We start from the raw sequence: 16,817 nt of genomic DNA, 5'->3' as shown, positions 1-16,817 counted from the left end.
TGACAGGACGAAGGGGGGACGATCCCCGGCGAATCATCGGTTTGCAAGGCCCGTAATGCCCCGTACAGCGCCTGAATCTTGGTAAGCTGGTGGGCGGAAGTACGCAGGGTTCAATCGCGCCCTGAGACGCCCAGATAAGGATCATTCTACGTATGAGTTCAGAGCAGGCGACCGCCACGGAAGATTACGGTGCCGGAGCGATCCAGGTACTCGAAGGGCTCGAAGCGGTTCGCAAGCGGCCTGGCATGTACATCGGCTCCACCGGACCTCGGGGTCTGCATCACCTGGTGTATGAAATCGTCGACAACTCCGTTGATGAGGCACTCGCAGGATATTGCGACTTCATCGATATCACCATTCTGGCGGATGGGGGAGTGCGCGTGGTCGATAACGGCCGCGGCATCCCGGTCGATCAGCATCCGACGGAGGGCCGCTCAACGGTCGAGGTGGTGCTCACCGTGTTGCACGCGGGCGGCAAATTCGGCGGCGGAGGCTACGCGGTGTCGGGCGGATTGCACGGCGTCGGTTCTTCGGTCGTCAACGCTCTCTCGAAGCGGTTCGATGTCGCGGTGCAGCGCCAAGGTTTCACGTGGAACATGTCGTTCACCGACAGCGTCCCGGACGCGCCGCTCGCTCAGGGCGAGGTGAGCACGGAGACCGGCACGACGATCACCTTCTGGCCGAGCGAAGACATCTTCGAGACCGTCGAGTTCGACTACCAGACGCTCCGCACTCGCTTCCAGCAGATGGCGTTCCTGAACAAGGGTCTGCGCATCGCCCTCACCGATCTGCGCGAGCAGGATCCGATCGAGAATGCAGAGGGGGAGATGGTCGCACCGCCCGCCCCGCATGACGAGTTCATGTACGAGAACGGTATCCAGGACTACGTGCAGCATCTGAACGCGGCGAAGCGCTCCGACCTCGTCAACGAGGAGATCATCTCCTTCGAGGCCGAAGACACCGACCGCAAGATCGCAGCAGAGGTCGCGATGCAGTGGACGACCTCGTACAGCGAAAGCGTGCACACCTACGCCAATACGATCAACACCCACGAGGGCGGCACCCACGAAGAAGGCTTCCGCGCAGCGTTGACCACGCTGGTGAACCGGTATGCGCGTGAGAAGAACATTCTTCGTGAGAAGGACGAAAACCTCTCGGGCGACGACGTGCGAGAAGGCCTGACAGCAGTGATCTCGGTGAAGCTCGGCGAGCCTCAGTTCGAGGGACAGACGAAGACGAAGCTTGGAAACACCGAGGCGAAGGCCTTCGTGCAGAAAGTTGTGGGAGACCAGCTCGGAGACTGGTTCGAGCGGAACCCCGGCCCTGCGAAAGACATCATTCGCAAGTCCATTCAGGCGGCCTCGGCCCGACTCGCGGCTCGCAAGGCCCGCGAGACCGCACGTCGCAAGGGTCTGCTCGAGTCGGGCGGAATGCCCGGCAAGCTTTCGGACTGCTCGAGCAAGGATCCTACGATCTCCGAGATCTTCATCGTCGAGGGCGACTCGGCAGGTGGTTCTGCGAAGACGGGGCGCAATCCGCATACCCAGGCGATCCTGCCGCTCCGCGGAAAAATCTTGAACGTCGAGAAGGCCAGGCTTGACCGAGCGCTCAATAACGCTGAGGTCCAGGCGATGATCACGGCCTTCGGCGCTGGCATCGGTGAGGACTTCACGCCGGAGAAGGCTCGGTATCACAAGATCGTGCTCATGGCGGATGCGGATGTGGATGGACAGCACATCACGACCCTGCTCCTGACGCTCCTCTTCCGGTACATGCGACCCCTGATCGACCTCGGCTACGTTTATCTCGCACAGCCGCCGCTGTACCGCATCAAGTGGTCGAATGCTGAAGACGAATACGTCTACAGCGATGCAGAACGCGATTCGCGGCTCGCCATCGGCGCCGAACAGGGACGGCGGCTCATGAAGGAGAGCGGTGTCCAGCGCTACAAGGGCCTGGGCGAGATGAACCACGAAGAACTGTGGGAGACCACGATGAACCCCGAGACCCGCACCCTGCTGCAGGTCACCATGGATGACGCGGCGATCGCCGACGAGATCTTCGCAACCCTCATGGGCGAAGACGTCGAAGCGCGTCGTACCTTCATCCAGCAGAACGCGAAGGACGTGCGCTTCCTTGACATCTGAGAACGAGACCCCAGAAACAGAGTCCGACGTCACCCTGGCGGCGGACCACGCCGTCCACGGGCGGATCGATCAAGTCGATCTGCAGCTCGAGATGCAGCGCTCCTACCTCGACTACGCGATGAGCGTCATCGTCGGACGAGCGCTTCCCGATGTGCGCGACGGCCTGAAGCCCGTGCACCGGCGTGTCATCTACACGATGTACGACGGCGGCTACCGACCCGACAAGGCATTCTCGAAGTGCACCCGTGTCATCGGCGACGTGATGGGCCAGTTCCATCCTCACGGCGACAGCGCCGTGTACGACTCACTCGTGCGTCTGGTGCAGCCATGGACGCTTCGCTATCCACTGGCGCTCGGACAGGGCAACTTCGGATCTCCCGGAAACGACGGCGCCGCTGCGCACCGTTACACCGAAACGAAGATGTCGCCGCTCGCCATGGAGATGGTGCGGGACATCGACGAGGACACCGTCGACTTCCAAGACAACTACGACGGGCGCACGCAAGAGCCGACCGTGCTCACGGCGCGCTTCCCGAATCTGCTCGTCAACGGGTCAGTCGGCATCGCGGTCGGCATGGCCACCAACATTCCGCCTCACAACCTGAGGGAAGTCTCAGAAGCCGCGATCTGGCACCTCGAGCATCCGGAGGCGACTCGCGAAGAGCTGCTGGAAGCGCTCATGGAGCGAGTGCACGGGCCTGATTTCCCGACGGGGGCTCAGATTCTGGGCTCCAAGGGCATACGCGAGGCCTATCGCACCGGGCGCGGGTCGATCACGATGCGGGCGGTCGTCAACATCGAGGAGATCCAGGGCCGCACCTGTCTCGTCGTGACGGAGCTCCCGTACCAGGTGAACCCCGACAACCTCGCCGTGAAGATCGCCGACCTGGTCAAGGAGAACAAGGTTCAGGGCATCGCGGACATCCGCGATGAATCGAGCGGTCGGACCGGCCAGCGACTTGTCGTGGTGCTGAAGCGCGACGCGATCGCCAAGGTTGTGCTGAACAACCTCTACAAGCACACGCAGCTGCAGGAGAACTTCGGCGCGAACATGCTCGCGATCGTCGACGGCATCCCGCGGACGCTCGCGCTCGACGGCTTCATCTCCGCCTGGGCGAAGCACCAGATCGAAGTCATCGTTCGCCGCACGGCGTACCGCCTGAAGAAGGCCGAGGCCGAGGCCCACATCCAGCGCGGCTACTTGAAAGCGCTCGACGCCCTGGATGCGGTGATCGCCCTCATTCGGCGTTCGCCCACGGTCGACGAGGCCCGCGAAGGTCTCATGACGCTCCTCGACGTCGACCAGATCCAAGCTGACGCGATCCTCGGTCTGCAATTGCGCCGCCTCGCTGCGCTTGAGCGGCAGAAGATCCTCGATCTCGCAGCGAAACTGGAAGCGCAGATCGCCGAGTACGAGAAGATCCTGGCCTCTCCCTCGGAGCAGCGTGGAATCGTCGTGCAGGAGCTCGGCGAGATCGTCACGAAGTTCGGCGACGATCGGCGCACCGCGATCCTGCACGGGTTCGACGGCGACATGTCCATGGAAGACCTCATCCCCGAGGAAGAAATGGTCGTCACCGTGACCCGCGGGGGATACGTCAAGCGAACCCGAATCGATAACTACCGTTCGCAGCACCGGGGCGGGAAGGGCGTCAAGGGCGCTCAACTGCGCGCTGACGACATCGTCGAGCACTTCTTCGTGACGACGACGCACCATTGGCTCCTGTTCTTCACAAACACGGGGCGCGTGTATCGAGCGAAGACGTACGAAATTCCTGAGGCCGGTCGTGATTCGAAGGGCCAGCACCTCGCGAACCTTCTCGCGCTCGCTCCCGACGAGCAGGTCACGCAGATTCTGGACGTGCGCGACTTCGCCGCAGCGGGGTATCTCGTACTCGCCACTCGGGACGGATTGGTCAAGAAGACCGCGCTGACGGAGTACGACACGAACCGCACGGGCGGCATCATCGCGATCAAGTTGCGCGACGGAGACGAACTGGTCTCGGCGCTCATCGCCGAGGCGAGCGACGACGTACTGCTCGTTTCGCGCCACGGTATGTCGGTGCGCTTCACCGCGTCTGACCAGGCTCTTCGGCCTATGGGGCGCTCGACCAGCGGCGTTCGCGGGATGAACTTCAGGGAGGGCGACGCGCTTCTCGGGGCGTCTCGCATCGATGGGAGCGGCGGATACGTCTTCGTCGTGACCGAGGGCGGTTACGCCAAGCGGACCGCTGTCGACGAGTACCGCGTGCAGCAGCGCGGCGGGTACGGCATCAAGGTCGCGAAGCTCGACGAGAACCGCGGCGTGTTGATCGGGTCTCTGATCGTCGACGAGACCGACGAGGTGCTCGCGGTGCTCGCAAGTGGTAAGGTCGTGCGCTCAGGCGTTGCAGAAGTGCCCGCCAAGGGCAGGAACACCATGGGCGTCGTCTTTGCACGATTCCCAGAGCAGGACCGTATTATTGGCATCGCGCGCAATCCGGAGCGTGGGCTCGACGACGATGAGTCCGAGGCCCCCGGGCCCGAGAACGCGGAAAACGAGGAAGACCTGAATGAGTAACACTGTCGCCGACAAGCTGGCCAAGAAGACCCGTAAGAAGGCGCCGGCGAAGCAGGTTCGCCTCAAGCTCGTGTACGTCGACTTCTGGTCTGCGGTGAAGTTTTCGTTCCTCGTGGCGGTGTGCTTCGCGATCGTGAGCGTCGTCGCGACGATCCTGATCTACACCGTGCTGCTGCAGACCGGTGTCTTCGCGCAGGTGGACCAGCTCTTCATGGACATCGTGGGAGAAGACAACAGCCTGATGAAGATCATCGGGTTCCCGCAGGTGCTCGGCTTCGCCGTCGTCGTCGGGATCCTGAACGTCATCGTCGGCACTGCGCTCGGCGCTGTCGGATCGCTCGTCTACAACTTGCTCGTACGGGTTCTGGGCGGTTTCCAGCTCGGTTTCACGAGCAACTGACTCGAGGCCCGGGCCCGAAACGGCCCGGGCCACGCCCGGTATACGAGCCCGATTTCGGATTTGTCTCGGCTTCGGGTAGAGTCATTGCTTGGTCGAGGGGCTATAGCTCAGGTGGTTAGAGCGCTTCACTGATAATGAAGAGGTCCCAGGTTCAAGTCCTGGTAGCCCCACCACAACCACACGAAAGTCCCGCTGAATTCAGCGGGACTTTCGTGGTTTACGGGATCATTCCCGTGGCCGTTGTTCGTCCCCGAACTCATGACGCCGTCAACGAACCCGCTGGTACGCGGCTCGGCTCGTTTTGCACTTCAGTGCAGATGTCTGTAAAGTAGAGCGAGTTGTTCCGGTCTCGTACGGGAACGGTGAGCGGAGGTTCTCGACCTCCCTCGGGTCCTTAACTCAGTTGGTAGAGTGCCTGCTTTGCAAGCAGGATGTCGGGAGTTCGATTCTCCCAGGATCCACCATCAAGCCCCTGTCGTTCACGACGGGGGCTTTTTCGTTTCACGTGGAACGTCGCCAGGGGCATGTGGGCGACATCGCAGCGATGCTCAAACCGCCGGCAGATTCATGCGGGGTGCGAGGCCCCGAGGGCTGCGCCGCCGCTGCGAAGTAGGGAAAACCCGAAGCGCGTTCTCCGGGTCCCACGCTCACCGACGACCCGGGGGAGCACCTACCGTAGAGACATGATCACTCCTCAAGATTCAGAGGCAGCCACGACGCCGCTGCCTCCGCTCTCCAGCGCTGACGCCGGCGCCGTCCCCGGAGGGCCGCAGGGATCGGCGCCCGGCCCGGGTGCGACCGCGCCATCGTCGGGAGCGCCGGGCATCCCGGCGGCGGCGGCGGCGAGTGCTGCCGCAGGCCAGAAGTCGAAGCGGTCGGCACCGCCCGAGGTGAAGACGTCCTCCATCCCCAAGCCGCCGCTCAACCTCCTGCTGACGCTGCTGCATCTCGCAGCACTCGGCGTCGTGGGGTTCACGATCACCGCCGTGCTGCTGGCGCTCATGGGCACCGGCATCGGAATGCTCGTCATCGGAGTCGGTCTCGTGCTGCTCGCAGCGCTGGTCTATGCGCTGTACGGCATCGCCTGGTTCGAGACCTTCCGGGTCGGCGGGCTCTACGGACTGCACGTCTCGGCTCCGCAGTGGCAGCAGCGTCGTGCGCCAGGTTTCAAGGGCTGGTTCACTTCGATGGTGCGGCAGGCGGTGGACGGGCGCATGTGGCGCGCGGTCGCGAACTTCGCCATCGCGAGCGCTCTCGGTGCCGCGATGCTGGGCCTCGTCCAGGGCTTCGTGCAGGCGTTCGTCTCGGTCTTCCGCACGTTCAACGTCTGGTGGCAGCCGGGCATCATCGGCATGCTCCTCTGCGCAGCAGGCATCGTCGGTCTCGCACTGCTGCACCGGCTCATCTCCGTCGCGATCATCGGATCGACCGCGACTGAGGCCGAGCTCACGGAGACCGCACGCCTGTCGGCGCGTCAGCGCGAAGGCGCGGTGCGCGCAGCGGACGTCGAGCGCACCCGTATCGAACGCGATCTGCACGACGGGGTGCAGCCCCGGCTCGTCTCGGTGGGCATGACCCTCGGACTCGCTCAGGAGAAGATCGATACCGATCCGCAGGCGGCGAAGCTGCTCGTCGCCGAGGCGCACACCTCGACGAAGGCGGCGATCACGGAATTGCGGCAGCTCGCCCGGGGCATCTACGCCTCGGTGCTCGACGACCGCGGGCTGGACGCGGCGCTCTCGGCGCTCGCTGCACGCTCCCACATCCCCGTGCACCTCGACGTGCGGTTGACCGACCGCTGCAGCCGCGACGCGGAAGCCGCCGTGTACTTCGCCATCGCTGAGTCGCTGACGAACGCGGCGAAGCACTCCCGCGCCAGCGAAGCCCGCGTGGTGGTGCGCATGCGCGAGGACGGCCCGACGCAGGCGCCCCAGCTGTGGGCTCGAGTGGAGGACAACGGCATCGGGGGAGCCCGGGTCACGCCCGGAGGCGGCCTCGACGGGATCATGAACCGGGTGCTCGCCGCGGGCGGGACGACCCGGCTCGACAGCCCGAACGGCGGCCCGACGACCCTGGAGGTGAGCGTCCCATGCGCATCCTGATCTGCGAGGACTCCGTGCTGCTGCGGGAGGGCCTGGTTCGTCTGCTCGAACACGGCGGGCACACCGTCGTGGCGGCACTGCCCGAAGCCAGCGGTCTCCTCGAAGCGGTGGAGGCCAATGATCCCGAGTTGTGCATTCTGGATGTGCGCCTCCCGCCGACGTTCACCGACGAGGGCATCCTCGCCGCGCTGGAGCTGCGTCGCCTCCGCCCCGGACTCCCGGTGCTGGTGCTCTCCCAGTACGTGGAAGAGCGCTACGCGAGCGAACTGATCGCGGCGCAGGGCGGAGCCTTCGGATACCTGCTGAAGGACCGTGTGGCCGACGTGGGCGAGTTCATCGAGTCGGTGCGACGCATCGCAGGAGGAGCCACAGTGCTCGACCCCGAGGTCGTGGCTCAGCTCCTGACGCGCAGGTCTCGAGACGACCGGATGCGAGCGCTCACCGAGCGGGAGCGCACGGTGCTCGCGGCACTCGCCGAGGGCCGATCGAACCAGGCGATCGCCGCTCTGCTCTTCCTCTCCGAGGCGAGCGTCGAGAAGCACATCACGGCGATCTTCCAGAAGTTGCAGCTCGAGCCAGACGGCGGAGGCAATCGTCGGGTGCTCGCCGCCATCGCCCACTTCGAGAGCATCGGATCCTCCTCAACCGTGGCATCCGACGCCGATCGACCTTCCCAGTACCCACAGACCGGAGCTTCAGCATGAACACCCCCACAGACGCGCACCAGCACCCGTCGCAGCCGGAGGGGCCCTCCGCACAGCATCACGGGCAGCAGCCCTCCGCACCGAGCCCCACCGGGGCTTCGGGCAAGCAGTCCCCGACGTCCCGCGCCATCCTCGTGGTCACCGCGGCTGTCGGCGGCGTGGCGCTCCTGGCGGTCGGTGTCTCGGCGGCCTACGCCGCCATCGCGCCGCAGCGCTTCGACGGGATCGAGGCGATCGTCGGCGACGCGAACGCCGAGAACGGATTCGACGATGCAGACGATGCTGCAGTGCCCGCCGTGGGCGACGGCTCCGGAACGCAGACGTATTTCGCGAACGTCGACGACGTGCAGTCGCTCGACCTGGATATCGCGGCAGCCGGCTTCGAACTCGCATTCGGCGACGTCACCGAGGCTGAACTCGTCACGAGTGGCGACCGGGCCGAGGAATGGGTGGTGAGCGTCGAGGAGGGGGAGTTGAGCGTCGAGACCCCGGCCAGGGCGTTGACTGCTGGGTGCCTCTTCAACTGCGGGGCGGGCGGACTCGGCAACGCGACGGCCACACTGACCCTTCCCGAGTCGATGAGCGAGAGTGGCAGGCTCGATGCGGAGATCAGCGTCGAAGGGGGAGCGGTGCGTGGAGCCGGATCCTTCCGCTCGCTCGACCTCGGACTCGAGGCGGGCGAAATCCGTCTCGAAGGCAGCGCGCAGCGCCTCGCGGTCGACGTCGAGGCCGGGAAGGCCGAGCTGGACTTCGCGGATGTCGTCACCGCAGAGGTCGGGGTCGAAGCCGGCTCGGCGCGCCTGTCGCTGACGGGCGAGGCTCCGGATCGCGTGTCCGTCGATGCGAGTGCCGGCAGCGCCGCCCTCGACCTGCCGGAAGCGGACTACCGCGTCGACGCGAAAACCGAACTCGGTGAACTCGACGATCGCCTGTCGAAGAGCGACGATTCGGCAGCCGCAGACGCGGCGCACGTGATCACGGTCCGCGCCGAAGCTGCGAAGGTGACGCTGCAGTGAGGTGAGCTCGTGCACACCGCGACGTCAGGGTGTGCACGGTGACGACCTTCCGCCCCGCCGCGGCCCATGCGACCCGTACACTTGGCGCATGGACCACGGCGGGGTTTCTGCGCGACACGGCCGATCGGCGAGGCCGAGCGCAGCGGCCCGCGATCCGGCACCCGCCGGGCCGCACACGGATCGTTCGGCGACGACGCTCCCGGCTGAAGCACCTCAACCGACGGTGGTCGAGACTCGCGAGCCGCTGAGCTGGAGGCCCGACATACTCGGCCCTGGCTTCGAGGCGGCCGAACTCGATCTCGGAGCGGATGACGAGGGGCCGCTGGTCGCGACCCTCGTCAGGTGCCTGCCAGACGACCGGTCACTGCTCGATCGCGTGCTGCATCGCACTCGGGTGCTGGAGGACGTCGACGTGCTCTACGTGCACGGGTGGTCCGACTACTTCTTCCAACGTACGATGGCCCGCTTCTGGACGGACCGGGGCGCCCGGTTCTACGCGCTCGATCTGCGCAAGTACGGTCGGAGTCTGCGCGATGGACAGACGCCGGGCTACATCGAGAACCTCGACGAGTACGACCTCGAGATCGGCATGGCTCTCGATGCGCTGGGGCATCCCGAGCGCGGGTCCGACGAGACGCAGCGTGGCCCGGGCTCGGAGCGCAAGCTGATGCTCTTCGGCCATTCCACCGGTGGGCTGGTGTTGAGCCTCTGGGCGTCGCGGCATTCGGGGCGCGCTGACGGGCTCGTGCTCAACAGCCCGTGGCTCGAGTTCCAGTTGACCGGAGCCGGGCGGCAGATGCTGGCACCACTGCTCGATCTGGGGGCCCGATTCAACCTTCGCGACTCGGCGCCCCAGTTCGACGCCGGGCTGTACACGCGCGCGCAGCGCGAGGTGGGCCCCGCCGATGAGCTGGACTTGATCGACGAGCGGTGGCGACCGACGCGGAGCCATGCGGTGCTGACGGTCTGGTTGCGCGCGATCCTGGCCGGCCATGCGCGCGTGAGCCGAGGCCTCGGCATCGAAGCCCCGATGATGATGCTGCTGTCGGCGCGGTCGGCCTTGCCGTTGAAGTGGGACCCGAGTCTCACGAGCGCCGACACCGTGCTCGAGGTCGACGAGATCGCCAAGGCATCCCTACGACTGGGCGCATCGCTCACCATCGAACGGCTCGACGGCGCCCTGCACGACGTCTTCCTCTCCCGAGACGCCGTGCGCGCGGAGGCCTATCAGCGGCTCGACCGCTGGCTCGTCGGCTGGGCTGCGGCGCGCGGTCAGCGGTCGCGGCGCCCGACCGACTAGGCTCGGATCATGGATCTTCGGGTGGCCGCCTACGCGGTGGTTGAGCGGCGTGGCAAGATCCTGCTCACACACTGGCGACGGGGTCACTTGCACGGGTGGACGCTGCCAGGCGGCGGCATCGAGAACGGCGAGGATCCACGGGACACCGTCGTGCGCGAGGTTGCCGAGGAGACCGGGCTCGAGGCGCGCGTCGGCAAACTGCTCGGCGTCGACTCGCGCGTGATGATTCGGGAGGAAGTGCCCGCCGGGGACAATCCGGAGCTGCACACCATTCGCATCGTCTACCGCGCCACCGTCGTGGATGGGCCGTTGCGGAACGAGGTGGACGGATCTTCGGACGAGGCGCGCTGGGTCGCTCTTCGCGATCTCAAATCGCTGCGCACGCTCTCCCTCGTGCAGACGGGGCTGCGGATGGCCGGCCTCAACCGGCGGCCATCGGGAAAGCCCGGAAAGGGCGCGAACCGCCAGAACCGAGCAGCCAAACCGCGGAAGTAAGCGCTGGCGACCGAGCGATTCTCTCCTGACGCTGCCGAGTTCCGGCGTCCCTGATGCTGGCGTGAGAATCAGCCGACGTTCTCCGGTGAAACGACGGATGGCGCCCGGGCTCGTGTGCCAGGACGCCATCCACCGCATCGGAATCAGTTCTCGGGTGCGACCCAGAGCTCATCGTCCGTGCGGAATGCCTGCCAGAGTGCGTACCCGACGCCCGCCGCGGCGACCACGCCGAGACCCAGTGCGATCACGCCGCCAGCGCTCTTCTTCGGCTTGAGATACCCCGAGCGCTCGCCGAATCCGCGAACCTTCTTCGCGGCCTTCGGGTTGTCGATCTCGTCGAGCGCCTGAATGGTGCGCGCAAGGGCGCTCGCGACGAACGGCGTCGTGGCCCGACGCACGGTGTCCGCTGCCCGCCGCGCCGATGCGACTCCGCGATCGACGGTCGGACGGACTGCCTCGATGGCGCCGTCCACGCGCGGCATCAGGTGCTCATCGCTCAGTCGACGAGCCTGCCCGCCGGCCTGACCGAGCACCTCCCCGGCGTGTCCCAGTACGACCCGCTGCTGATCGAGCAGCTCCTGGGCGTTCTTCCGCAGCTTCCGGAGTTCGCGGCGGCGCTTACGTGAGAGATTCATTCGTATCCTCCTTGCTCGACGAGGCAATCCTTTGGCCATATCACCCGTAGCCTCCACGCTACACCGAACCCGCCCGGCGGCGGCGGCCGGATCCCCGGAAACCGCGCGTTGTCAGGGTTTCCCAGGCTCCGAAGGGCCTTGACAGCACTTTCTTCACACGCCCCCCGGCCTACACTGGTCGCATGACGATTCACTCCTCTGTAGCCACCATCCACACGAACCACGGCGACATCGTGGTCAACCTGTTCGGAGATCACGCTCCGAAAACCGTGAAGAACTTCGTCGATCTCGCCGAGAAGGGGTTCTACGACGGCGTGATCTTCCACCGCATCATCCCGAACTTCATGATCCAGGGCGGCGACCCCACCGGCACCGGCACCGGCGGCCCCGGCTATACCTTCGACGATGAGATCCACCCCGAGCTGGGCTTCACTGAGCCGTACCAGCTCGCCATGGCGAACGCGGGAAAGCGTCCCGACATGACCGGTCGCCTCGCGGGCACCAACGGCTCGCAGTTCTTCATCACGACCACGGCTCCTGATTGGCTCAACGGCAAGCACACCATCTTCGGCGTCGTCGCCGACGATGCGTCGAAGGCCGTCGTCGATGCGATCTCGAGCGTGCAGACCGGCGCTCAGGACCGTCCGGTCGACGACGTCGTGATCTCCGGCGTCGATATCGCCGCGGCATAGGGAAGAGTTCAGGTGACGAACGGGTCGGGGCCGGCGTTCGGCGAACGGGTCGAGCCCGGCCCCGACGACGTCTGTTACCGGCATCCGGGCGTGCGGAGCTTCGCGCTCTGCCAGCGGTGCGGTCGAACGATCTGCGGAGACTGCCAGGTCACCTCTGCGGTCGGCGTGCTCTGTCCGGAGTGCACGAAGGAGATGCGCGCGCCGGCGACGAAACGCGCAGCTCGATCCACCCGGGTGGCCGGCCGCAGAATCGCGGCGATGGATGCCCCGGTGACGTACGGTGTCATGCTGCTCTGCGCAGTGGTCTTCGTCGCGCAGTGGCTGAGCGCGACCTTCGGCGGGAACGAGGTCACCGCGGCGCTCTGGTACGCGCCGCTGTATTCGATGCCAGGCGTGTTCGAGCCCTGGCGCATGCTGACCGTGATGTTCACGCATTCGACGGGCTTCATCTTCCACATCCTGTTCAACCTCTACGCACTCTGGTTGTTCGGGCGCAATCTCGAACAGGCCATCGGGCGAGGGGCGTTCGCCGTGCTGTACGTGTTCGCGGGCATCGGCGGATCGCTCGGCGTGATGATGTGGGCGTACTTCGACCCGCAGTCTCTCGTGTATCCGACGGTGGGCGCATCGGGCGCCATCTTCGGAGTTCTCGCTGCCACGTTGGTCACGATGCGCGCAGCCCGCGTCAATGTGACGTCGCTCGCGGTGCTCATCGCGATCAACTTCGCCATCGGGTTGATCCCGGGCGCGCAGATCTCATGGCAGGCCCATCTCGGCGGCATGGTCGTGGGTGCCGCTGCGATGTGGGTGATCCTCGCCACGCGCGGTGTGCGGCGCAGAAAGCAGCGCGTCGCTGGCCTCGTCGCGCTCGGAGCCGTGCTCGTGCTCGCATCGGGAGCGTACTTCGTCGTCGCCCCAGCTGCGAACCTCGTCGCCTGAGACGCCCCCAGAACTGACTGAGGCCCGGCATCTGCCGGGCCTCAGTCAGTTATCCACAGGTTCATCCCCACCTGGGGAGGAATTACACCCGTGTGATTCGGAAAATGACGACGTTACTTCCACCACGGCGTCATGAGGAAGCCCACGAGCACGAGGCCGAAGCCGATGAAGATGTTGGCCTGACCGAACGCGGGGACGGGGAGCTGGAGCCCTGCGCTGGTGATGTAGTAGAGCACGATCCACACGAGACCGAGCAGCATGAAGCCGAACATGACCGGCTTGAACCAGACGGGATTCGGAGCATCTTTCCGTGCGGCCGCTAGGTCCGCACGATTCTGCGCAACCTCGGCCGAGTTTCGCTTACTAACATTCTTTCCAGGTGCTGCCATGGGTGACAGTCTACCCGGAACCTGGCTCACGCCCAGTGAGCGGGCTTTAGAATGTGGGGGTGAGCGAGACAGTCGAGAGAGGCCGCCGGCGCCGTCGCGCCAGGTTGAGCCCGTTGACCGTGATCGGCGAATTGCTGCTGGTCGGGGGTCTCGCCGTCATGGGCTACATCGTCTGGCAGCCCTGGCACACCGGCGTCGGTGTCACAGCCAAGCAGACTGATCTTTCGGCTGAAGACTCTGCCCGATGGGACAGCGAAGCAGCGTCGGCACCGTTCGACGGAGTCGTTCCGGTCACGGCTCGCCCCGCGGAAGCCGAAGTATTCGCGGTATTGCGCGTGCCGTCTTTCGGTACCACCTACGCGAACCGTGTGGCGGAGACCACTGACTGGGACACCGTCCTGAATTTGGACGACAAGGGCATCGGCCATTACGAGATGACGCAGATGCCGGGCGAACCTGGCAATGTCGCGCTCGCGGGCCACCGTTCCGGGCCGCTCATCAACTCGTTCCGCGAGGTGATGAATCTGCGCGTCGGCGATCCGCTGTTCGTTGAGACCGCGGACGGTTGGTACACCTACCGGTTCCGGTCGATCGAGTACGTGCTGCCGGATGAGACCGACGTACTGAACCCGTTCCCCCGTCTCGAGGGAACCCCGGGCGACGATCAGATTCTGACGCTGACCACGTGCCACCCGAAGATGGCCGGGAGCGACGAGCGCGCGATCGCCTACTCCGTGTACGAAGGATTCCAGCCTCGCTCTGACGGCCCGCCGCAGGAGCTTCTGGAACTCAATCCGACGATGGGTGCAACGCAGGCCCTCAGAGGGGATCAGGAATAGTGTTCTCGATGCTCTGGCGTTTCTTCCCCGGCCCGGCATGGCTCCGGGTCATCGTGCTGCTGCTCGTTGCGGCGGCCATCGTGTACGCGCTCATCGCGTACGTCTACCCCTGGGTCGCCACGCAGATGCCTGGCGAGGAAGTGACGGTCAACACGTGAGCAAGATCCTGGTCATCGACAACTACGACAGTTTCGTCTACACGCTGAACGGGTACCTGCAGCAGCTCGGCGCTGAGACGCATGTGCTGCGCAACGACGAGGTCACCCGCGGAGGCCTTGAAGCCCTCGTCTCCGAGTACGACGGCGTGCTGATCTCCCCGGGCCCGGGGACGCCGACGGACGCCGGTGTCTCCATCGCCATGGTCGACGTTGCGTTCCGCACCGGCGTGCCGCTGCTCGGCGTGTGCTTGGGCCATCAGGCCATCGCTGAAGCGCTCGGAGCCACCGTCACTCACGCGGAAGAGCTGATGCACGGCAAGGTCTCGCGCGTCATCCACACTGACGATCCGTTCTTCGACGGCGTGGCTCGTGAGTTCGATGCGACGCGGTACCACTCGCTCGCGGTGGTGCGCGACACGGTGCCCGACAGCCTGGTGATCACCGCGGAGACTGCGAGCGGGATCGTCATGGCGGTGCGTCACCGCGAGCTCCCGATCTACGGCGTGCAGTACCATCCGGAATCGGTACTCACCGAGGGCGGGTACCAGCAGCTGGGCAACTGGCTCGCAGTCGTCGGCGTCCCGAACGCGGCGGAAGTCGCGCGCACCCTGTCGCCGCTGCTGATCGACTGACTCCGCGGCCACCGCGTGCGCGGGGCACTGCGGGGACTGCGGCGGACGACCGCCACGTTCACCCGCAGGTCAGCCCGCGCAGTACTTCAGGGTGAGAGCGGAACGCTGCGCCTGGGACCCGACGATCGACTGCTCGATGATCGGATACCCCTCGACGGTGGGGCATGACGGGTCGGGCGTGTAGGTCACGTTCAGACCGAGGCTCTCCACCATCGACTTCGCGACCTGCATCGGCTGCGCCACGACCTCCGGCACCTGCACGTTGCCGCTCGACACCACCATCTCGACGCCGGAGCCCGACTCGAGCTCCGTACCCGGCTCAGGCGTCACGCTGAGCACGCGACCCGCAGCCTCGGTGGGGTCGTCTTGCTTCGACACGATGCCGACGGTGAGGCCGAGATCTTCCAGCTTCTGCCGATAGTCGTCTTCGGACATGCGGCCGACCGACGGAACCTTCGCGGTCTCCGGCCCGGTAGAGATGTAGATCGTGATGCTGTCGCCGGAGGTCAGCACTGAGCCGGCCTCCGGCTCGGTGGAGATGATGTGGTCGTTGGCGATCGTCTCGCTCGTCTGCTCCACGCTGATGGTCGTGAGCTCGAGATCGCGCAGTCGGTCGAGCGCTTCGCCGCGCGGCATGTCGATGAGATCGGGCACCTCGCGCGAGGAATCGGGGAGGAACTCCTGCGGCGCCAGGGTGACCAGCCAGAAGACGACGGCGACGATCACAGCGCCGATGGTGAGAATCGCGGCCCAGGTCCACATGACCGGCGGGCGGCTCTGCGTGCGTGTCGCGCCGCCCCCCTCGGAGAGCTGGCGGAGCGCGAGATCGGACTCGGACACCTCCTCGCCGCCGGAGAACAGCACCGTGTCCTGCTGCTGCACGGCGAGCTTCGGCATGCGCCCCTCAGCCGCTTCACGGAGAGCCTCACGGAACTCGGACGCCGACTGGAAGCGCTTGGCGCGGTCCTTCGCGAGACCGTAGAGTACGACGCGGTCGAGTTCGGGCGTCACCTCTGGTTCGCGATCGCTCGGCGGCTTGGGGCGTTCGCTCACATGCTGGTACGCGACCGCGACTGCGGTGTCGCCGCGGAACGGCACGTCGCCCGTGAGCAGTTCGTAGAGCATGACCGCGGTCGAGTAGAGATCGGTGCGAGCATCGATCGATTCGCCCTTGGCCTGCTCGGGCGAGAAGTACGCTGCCGTGCCGAGAATCGCCGTCGTCTCCTGCAAGGTCGACGACGTGTCGGAGACGGCGCGGGCGATGCCGAAGTCCATCACCTTCACCTGACCACTCTTCGTGATCATGATGTTCGCGGGCTTGATATCGCGGTGGACGATGCCGGCGCGATGAGAATACTCGAGCGCCGTCAGCACCGAATCCACGACACGGCACGCCTCTGACTGCGACAGCCGACCCTTGGCCTCGAGCTGACGGAGGTTGGTGCCCTCGACGTACTCCATGACGATGAACGGCAGGCGCTTCGGGCCATCGGCCGTCTGAATCAGGTCGTCACCGGCGTCGAAGACGCGGACCACCGTGGGGTGGGCCATGCGCGACGCGGACTGGGCCTCTTGACGGAAGCGCGAGCGGAATTGCGCGTCTCCCGCGAGGTCGGCCTTCATCACCTTGATGGCGACTTGACGGCCCAGCTTCGTGTCGGTGCCCCGATACACGGTCGCCATGCCACCCTGGCCGACGAACTCCCCGATCGCGTACCGGCCGGCGAGAATTCGCTGTTCGCCGACATCGGTCGTTTCGGGCATGTTCACCTCTTCCGTGGTCATGGATTATCGTCCTCAGTTTATCTC

General features: G+C 65.7%; 17 protein-coding genes and 2 tRNA genes. 15 read left to right on the top strand and 4 right to left on the bottom strand.

Features of this window, described 5'->3' with window-relative positions:
* Positions 1 to 152 precede the first annotated feature (152 nt).
* The 10 genes from gyrB to JSQ98_RS10630 all read left to right on the top strand — a co-directional run bounded on the left by gyrB (position 153) and on the right by JSQ98_RS10630 (position 10,724).
* Positions 153 to 2,147 carry a DNA topoisomerase (ATP-hydrolyzing) subunit B gene (gene gyrB, locus JSQ98_RS10675; protein ID WP_211649643.1) on the top strand — a complete coding sequence of 665 codons (1,995 nt, stop codon included), beginning with the start codon at positions 153 to 155 and terminating at the stop codon, positions 2,145 to 2,147.
* Positions 2,137 to 4,707, top strand: coding sequence for a DNA gyrase subunit A (gyrA, locus tag JSQ98_RS10670; RefSeq protein ID WP_370567926.1), 2,571 nt, complete (start codon positions 2,137 to 2,139; stop codon positions 4,705 to 4,707). Before gyrB ends, gyrA begins: the two co-directional genes overlap by 11 nt.
* Entirely contained in the window at positions 4,700 to 5,107 is a 408-nt protein-coding gene (locus JSQ98_RS10665; protein ID WP_090145778.1) for a DUF3566 domain-containing protein, read from the top strand. Before gyrA ends, JSQ98_RS10665 begins: the two co-directional genes overlap by 8 nt.
* Positions 5,108 to 5,203: 96 nt before the next feature.
* A tRNA-Ile gene (locus JSQ98_RS10660) sits at positions 5,204 to 5,280 on the top strand.
* Between the two features lie 215 nt (positions 5,281 to 5,495).
* Positions 5,496 to 5,571 (top strand) — tRNA-Ala (locus JSQ98_RS10655).
* A 219-nt stretch (positions 5,572 to 5,790) separates the two neighbouring features.
* The gene (locus JSQ98_RS10650) at positions 5,791 to 7,209 is read left to right on the top strand and encodes a sensor histidine kinase (protein ID WP_249290811.1); all 1,419 of its coding nucleotides are present in this window, start codon (positions 5,791 to 5,793) and stop codon (positions 7,207 to 7,209) included.
* Entirely contained in the window at positions 7,197 to 7,913 is a 717-nt protein-coding gene (locus JSQ98_RS10645) for a response regulator transcription factor (protein ID WP_200330783.1), read from the top strand. Before JSQ98_RS10650 ends, JSQ98_RS10645 begins: the two co-directional genes overlap by 13 nt.
* Positions 7,910 to 8,929, top strand: a complete 1,020-nt coding sequence (locus JSQ98_RS10640; protein ID WP_211649642.1) for a hypothetical protein — start codon at positions 7,910 to 7,912, stop codon at positions 8,927 to 8,929. Before JSQ98_RS10645 ends, JSQ98_RS10640 begins: the two co-directional genes overlap by 4 nt.
* Before the next feature lie 88 nt (positions 8,930 to 9,017).
* Positions 9,018 to 10,229 carry an alpha/beta hydrolase gene (locus JSQ98_RS10635; RefSeq protein WP_211649641.1) on the top strand — a complete coding sequence of 404 codons (1,212 nt, stop codon included), beginning with the start codon at positions 9,018 to 9,020 and terminating at the stop codon, positions 10,227 to 10,229.
* 9 nt (positions 10,230 to 10,238) lie between these two features.
* Positions 10,239 to 10,724, top strand: coding sequence for an NUDIX hydrolase (locus JSQ98_RS10630; protein ID WP_090145770.1), 486 nt, complete (start codon positions 10,239 to 10,241; stop codon positions 10,722 to 10,724).
* Positions 10,725 to 10,867: 143 nt separating this feature from the next.
* Here JSQ98_RS10630 and JSQ98_RS10625 read toward each other — a convergent pair whose 3' ends face one another.
* Positions 10,868 to 11,359, bottom strand: a complete 492-nt coding sequence (locus JSQ98_RS10625; RefSeq protein WP_090145767.1) for a DNA/RNA helicase — start codon at positions 11,357 to 11,359, stop codon at positions 10,868 to 10,870.
* Between the two features lie 182 nt (positions 11,360 to 11,541).
* On the opposite strand from JSQ98_RS10625, the gene JSQ98_RS10620 reads away from it, so the two are divergent.
* Entirely contained in the window at positions 11,542 to 12,051 is a 510-nt protein-coding gene (locus JSQ98_RS10620; protein ID WP_090145765.1) for a peptidylprolyl isomerase, read from the top strand.
* A gap of 74 nt (positions 12,052 to 12,125) precedes the next feature.
* Here JSQ98_RS10620 and JSQ98_RS15095 read toward each other — a convergent pair whose 3' ends face one another.
* The gene (locus tag JSQ98_RS15095; protein ID WP_249291228.1) at positions 12,126 to 12,338 is read right to left on the bottom strand and encodes a hypothetical protein; all 213 of its coding nucleotides are present in this window, start codon (positions 12,336 to 12,338) and stop codon (positions 12,126 to 12,128) included.
* On the opposite strand from JSQ98_RS15095, the gene JSQ98_RS10615 reads away from it, so the two are divergent.
* Positions 12,322 to 12,990, top strand: coding sequence for a rhomboid family intramembrane serine protease (locus tag JSQ98_RS10615; protein WP_346728778.1), 669 nt, complete (start codon positions 12,322 to 12,324; stop codon positions 12,988 to 12,990). The genes JSQ98_RS15095 and JSQ98_RS10615 overlap by 17 nt on opposite strands.
* 113 nt (positions 12,991 to 13,103) lie before the next feature.
* On the opposite strand, the gene JSQ98_RS10610 is transcribed toward JSQ98_RS10615, so the two are convergent.
* On the bottom strand, positions 13,104 to 13,379 hold the full coding sequence (locus JSQ98_RS10610; RefSeq protein WP_090145760.1) for a cell division protein CrgA: 276 nt from the start codon (positions 13,377 to 13,379) through the stop codon (positions 13,104 to 13,106).
* 59 nt (positions 13,380 to 13,438) lie between these two features.
* On the opposite strand from JSQ98_RS10610, the gene JSQ98_RS10605 reads away from it, so the two are divergent.
* Genes JSQ98_RS10605 through JSQ98_RS10595 form a run of 3 tightly spaced genes read left to right on the top strand, consistent with a single transcriptional unit; the run spans position 13,439 to position 15,008 of the window.
* Positions 13,439 to 14,218, top strand: coding sequence for a class E sortase (locus JSQ98_RS10605; protein WP_346728777.1), 780 nt, complete (start codon positions 13,439 to 13,441; stop codon positions 14,216 to 14,218).
* 8 nt (positions 14,219 to 14,226) lie between these two features.
* The gene (locus JSQ98_RS10600; RefSeq protein WP_200331145.1) at positions 14,227 to 14,376 is read left to right on the top strand and encodes a hypothetical protein; all 150 of its coding nucleotides are present in this window, start codon (positions 14,227 to 14,229) and stop codon (positions 14,374 to 14,376) included.
* Complete coding sequence (locus tag JSQ98_RS10595; RefSeq protein ID WP_211649639.1) at positions 14,373 to 15,008, top strand: anthranilate synthase component II; 636 nt, start codon at positions 14,373 to 14,375, stop codon at positions 15,006 to 15,008. The genes JSQ98_RS10600 and JSQ98_RS10595 overlap by 4 nt, the downstream gene beginning before the upstream one ends.
* A 69-nt stretch (positions 15,009 to 15,077) precedes the next feature.
* On the opposite strand, the gene pknB is transcribed toward JSQ98_RS10595, so the two are convergent.
* Positions 15,078 to 16,793, bottom strand: coding sequence for a Stk1 family PASTA domain-containing Ser/Thr kinase (gene pknB, locus JSQ98_RS10590; protein WP_090145756.1), 1,716 nt, complete (start codon positions 16,791 to 16,793; stop codon positions 15,078 to 15,080).
* Positions 16,794 to 16,817 lie beyond the last annotated feature (24 nt).

It is taken from the genome of Leucobacter manosquensis, from assembly GCF_018304845.1.
Classification (GTDB): domain Bacteria; phylum Actinomycetota; class Actinomycetes; order Actinomycetales; family Microbacteriaceae; genus Leucobacter; species Leucobacter alluvii.
Note: the sequence above shows the minus strand (reverse complement) of the source record. Positions and strands in the feature narration are given on the sequence as shown.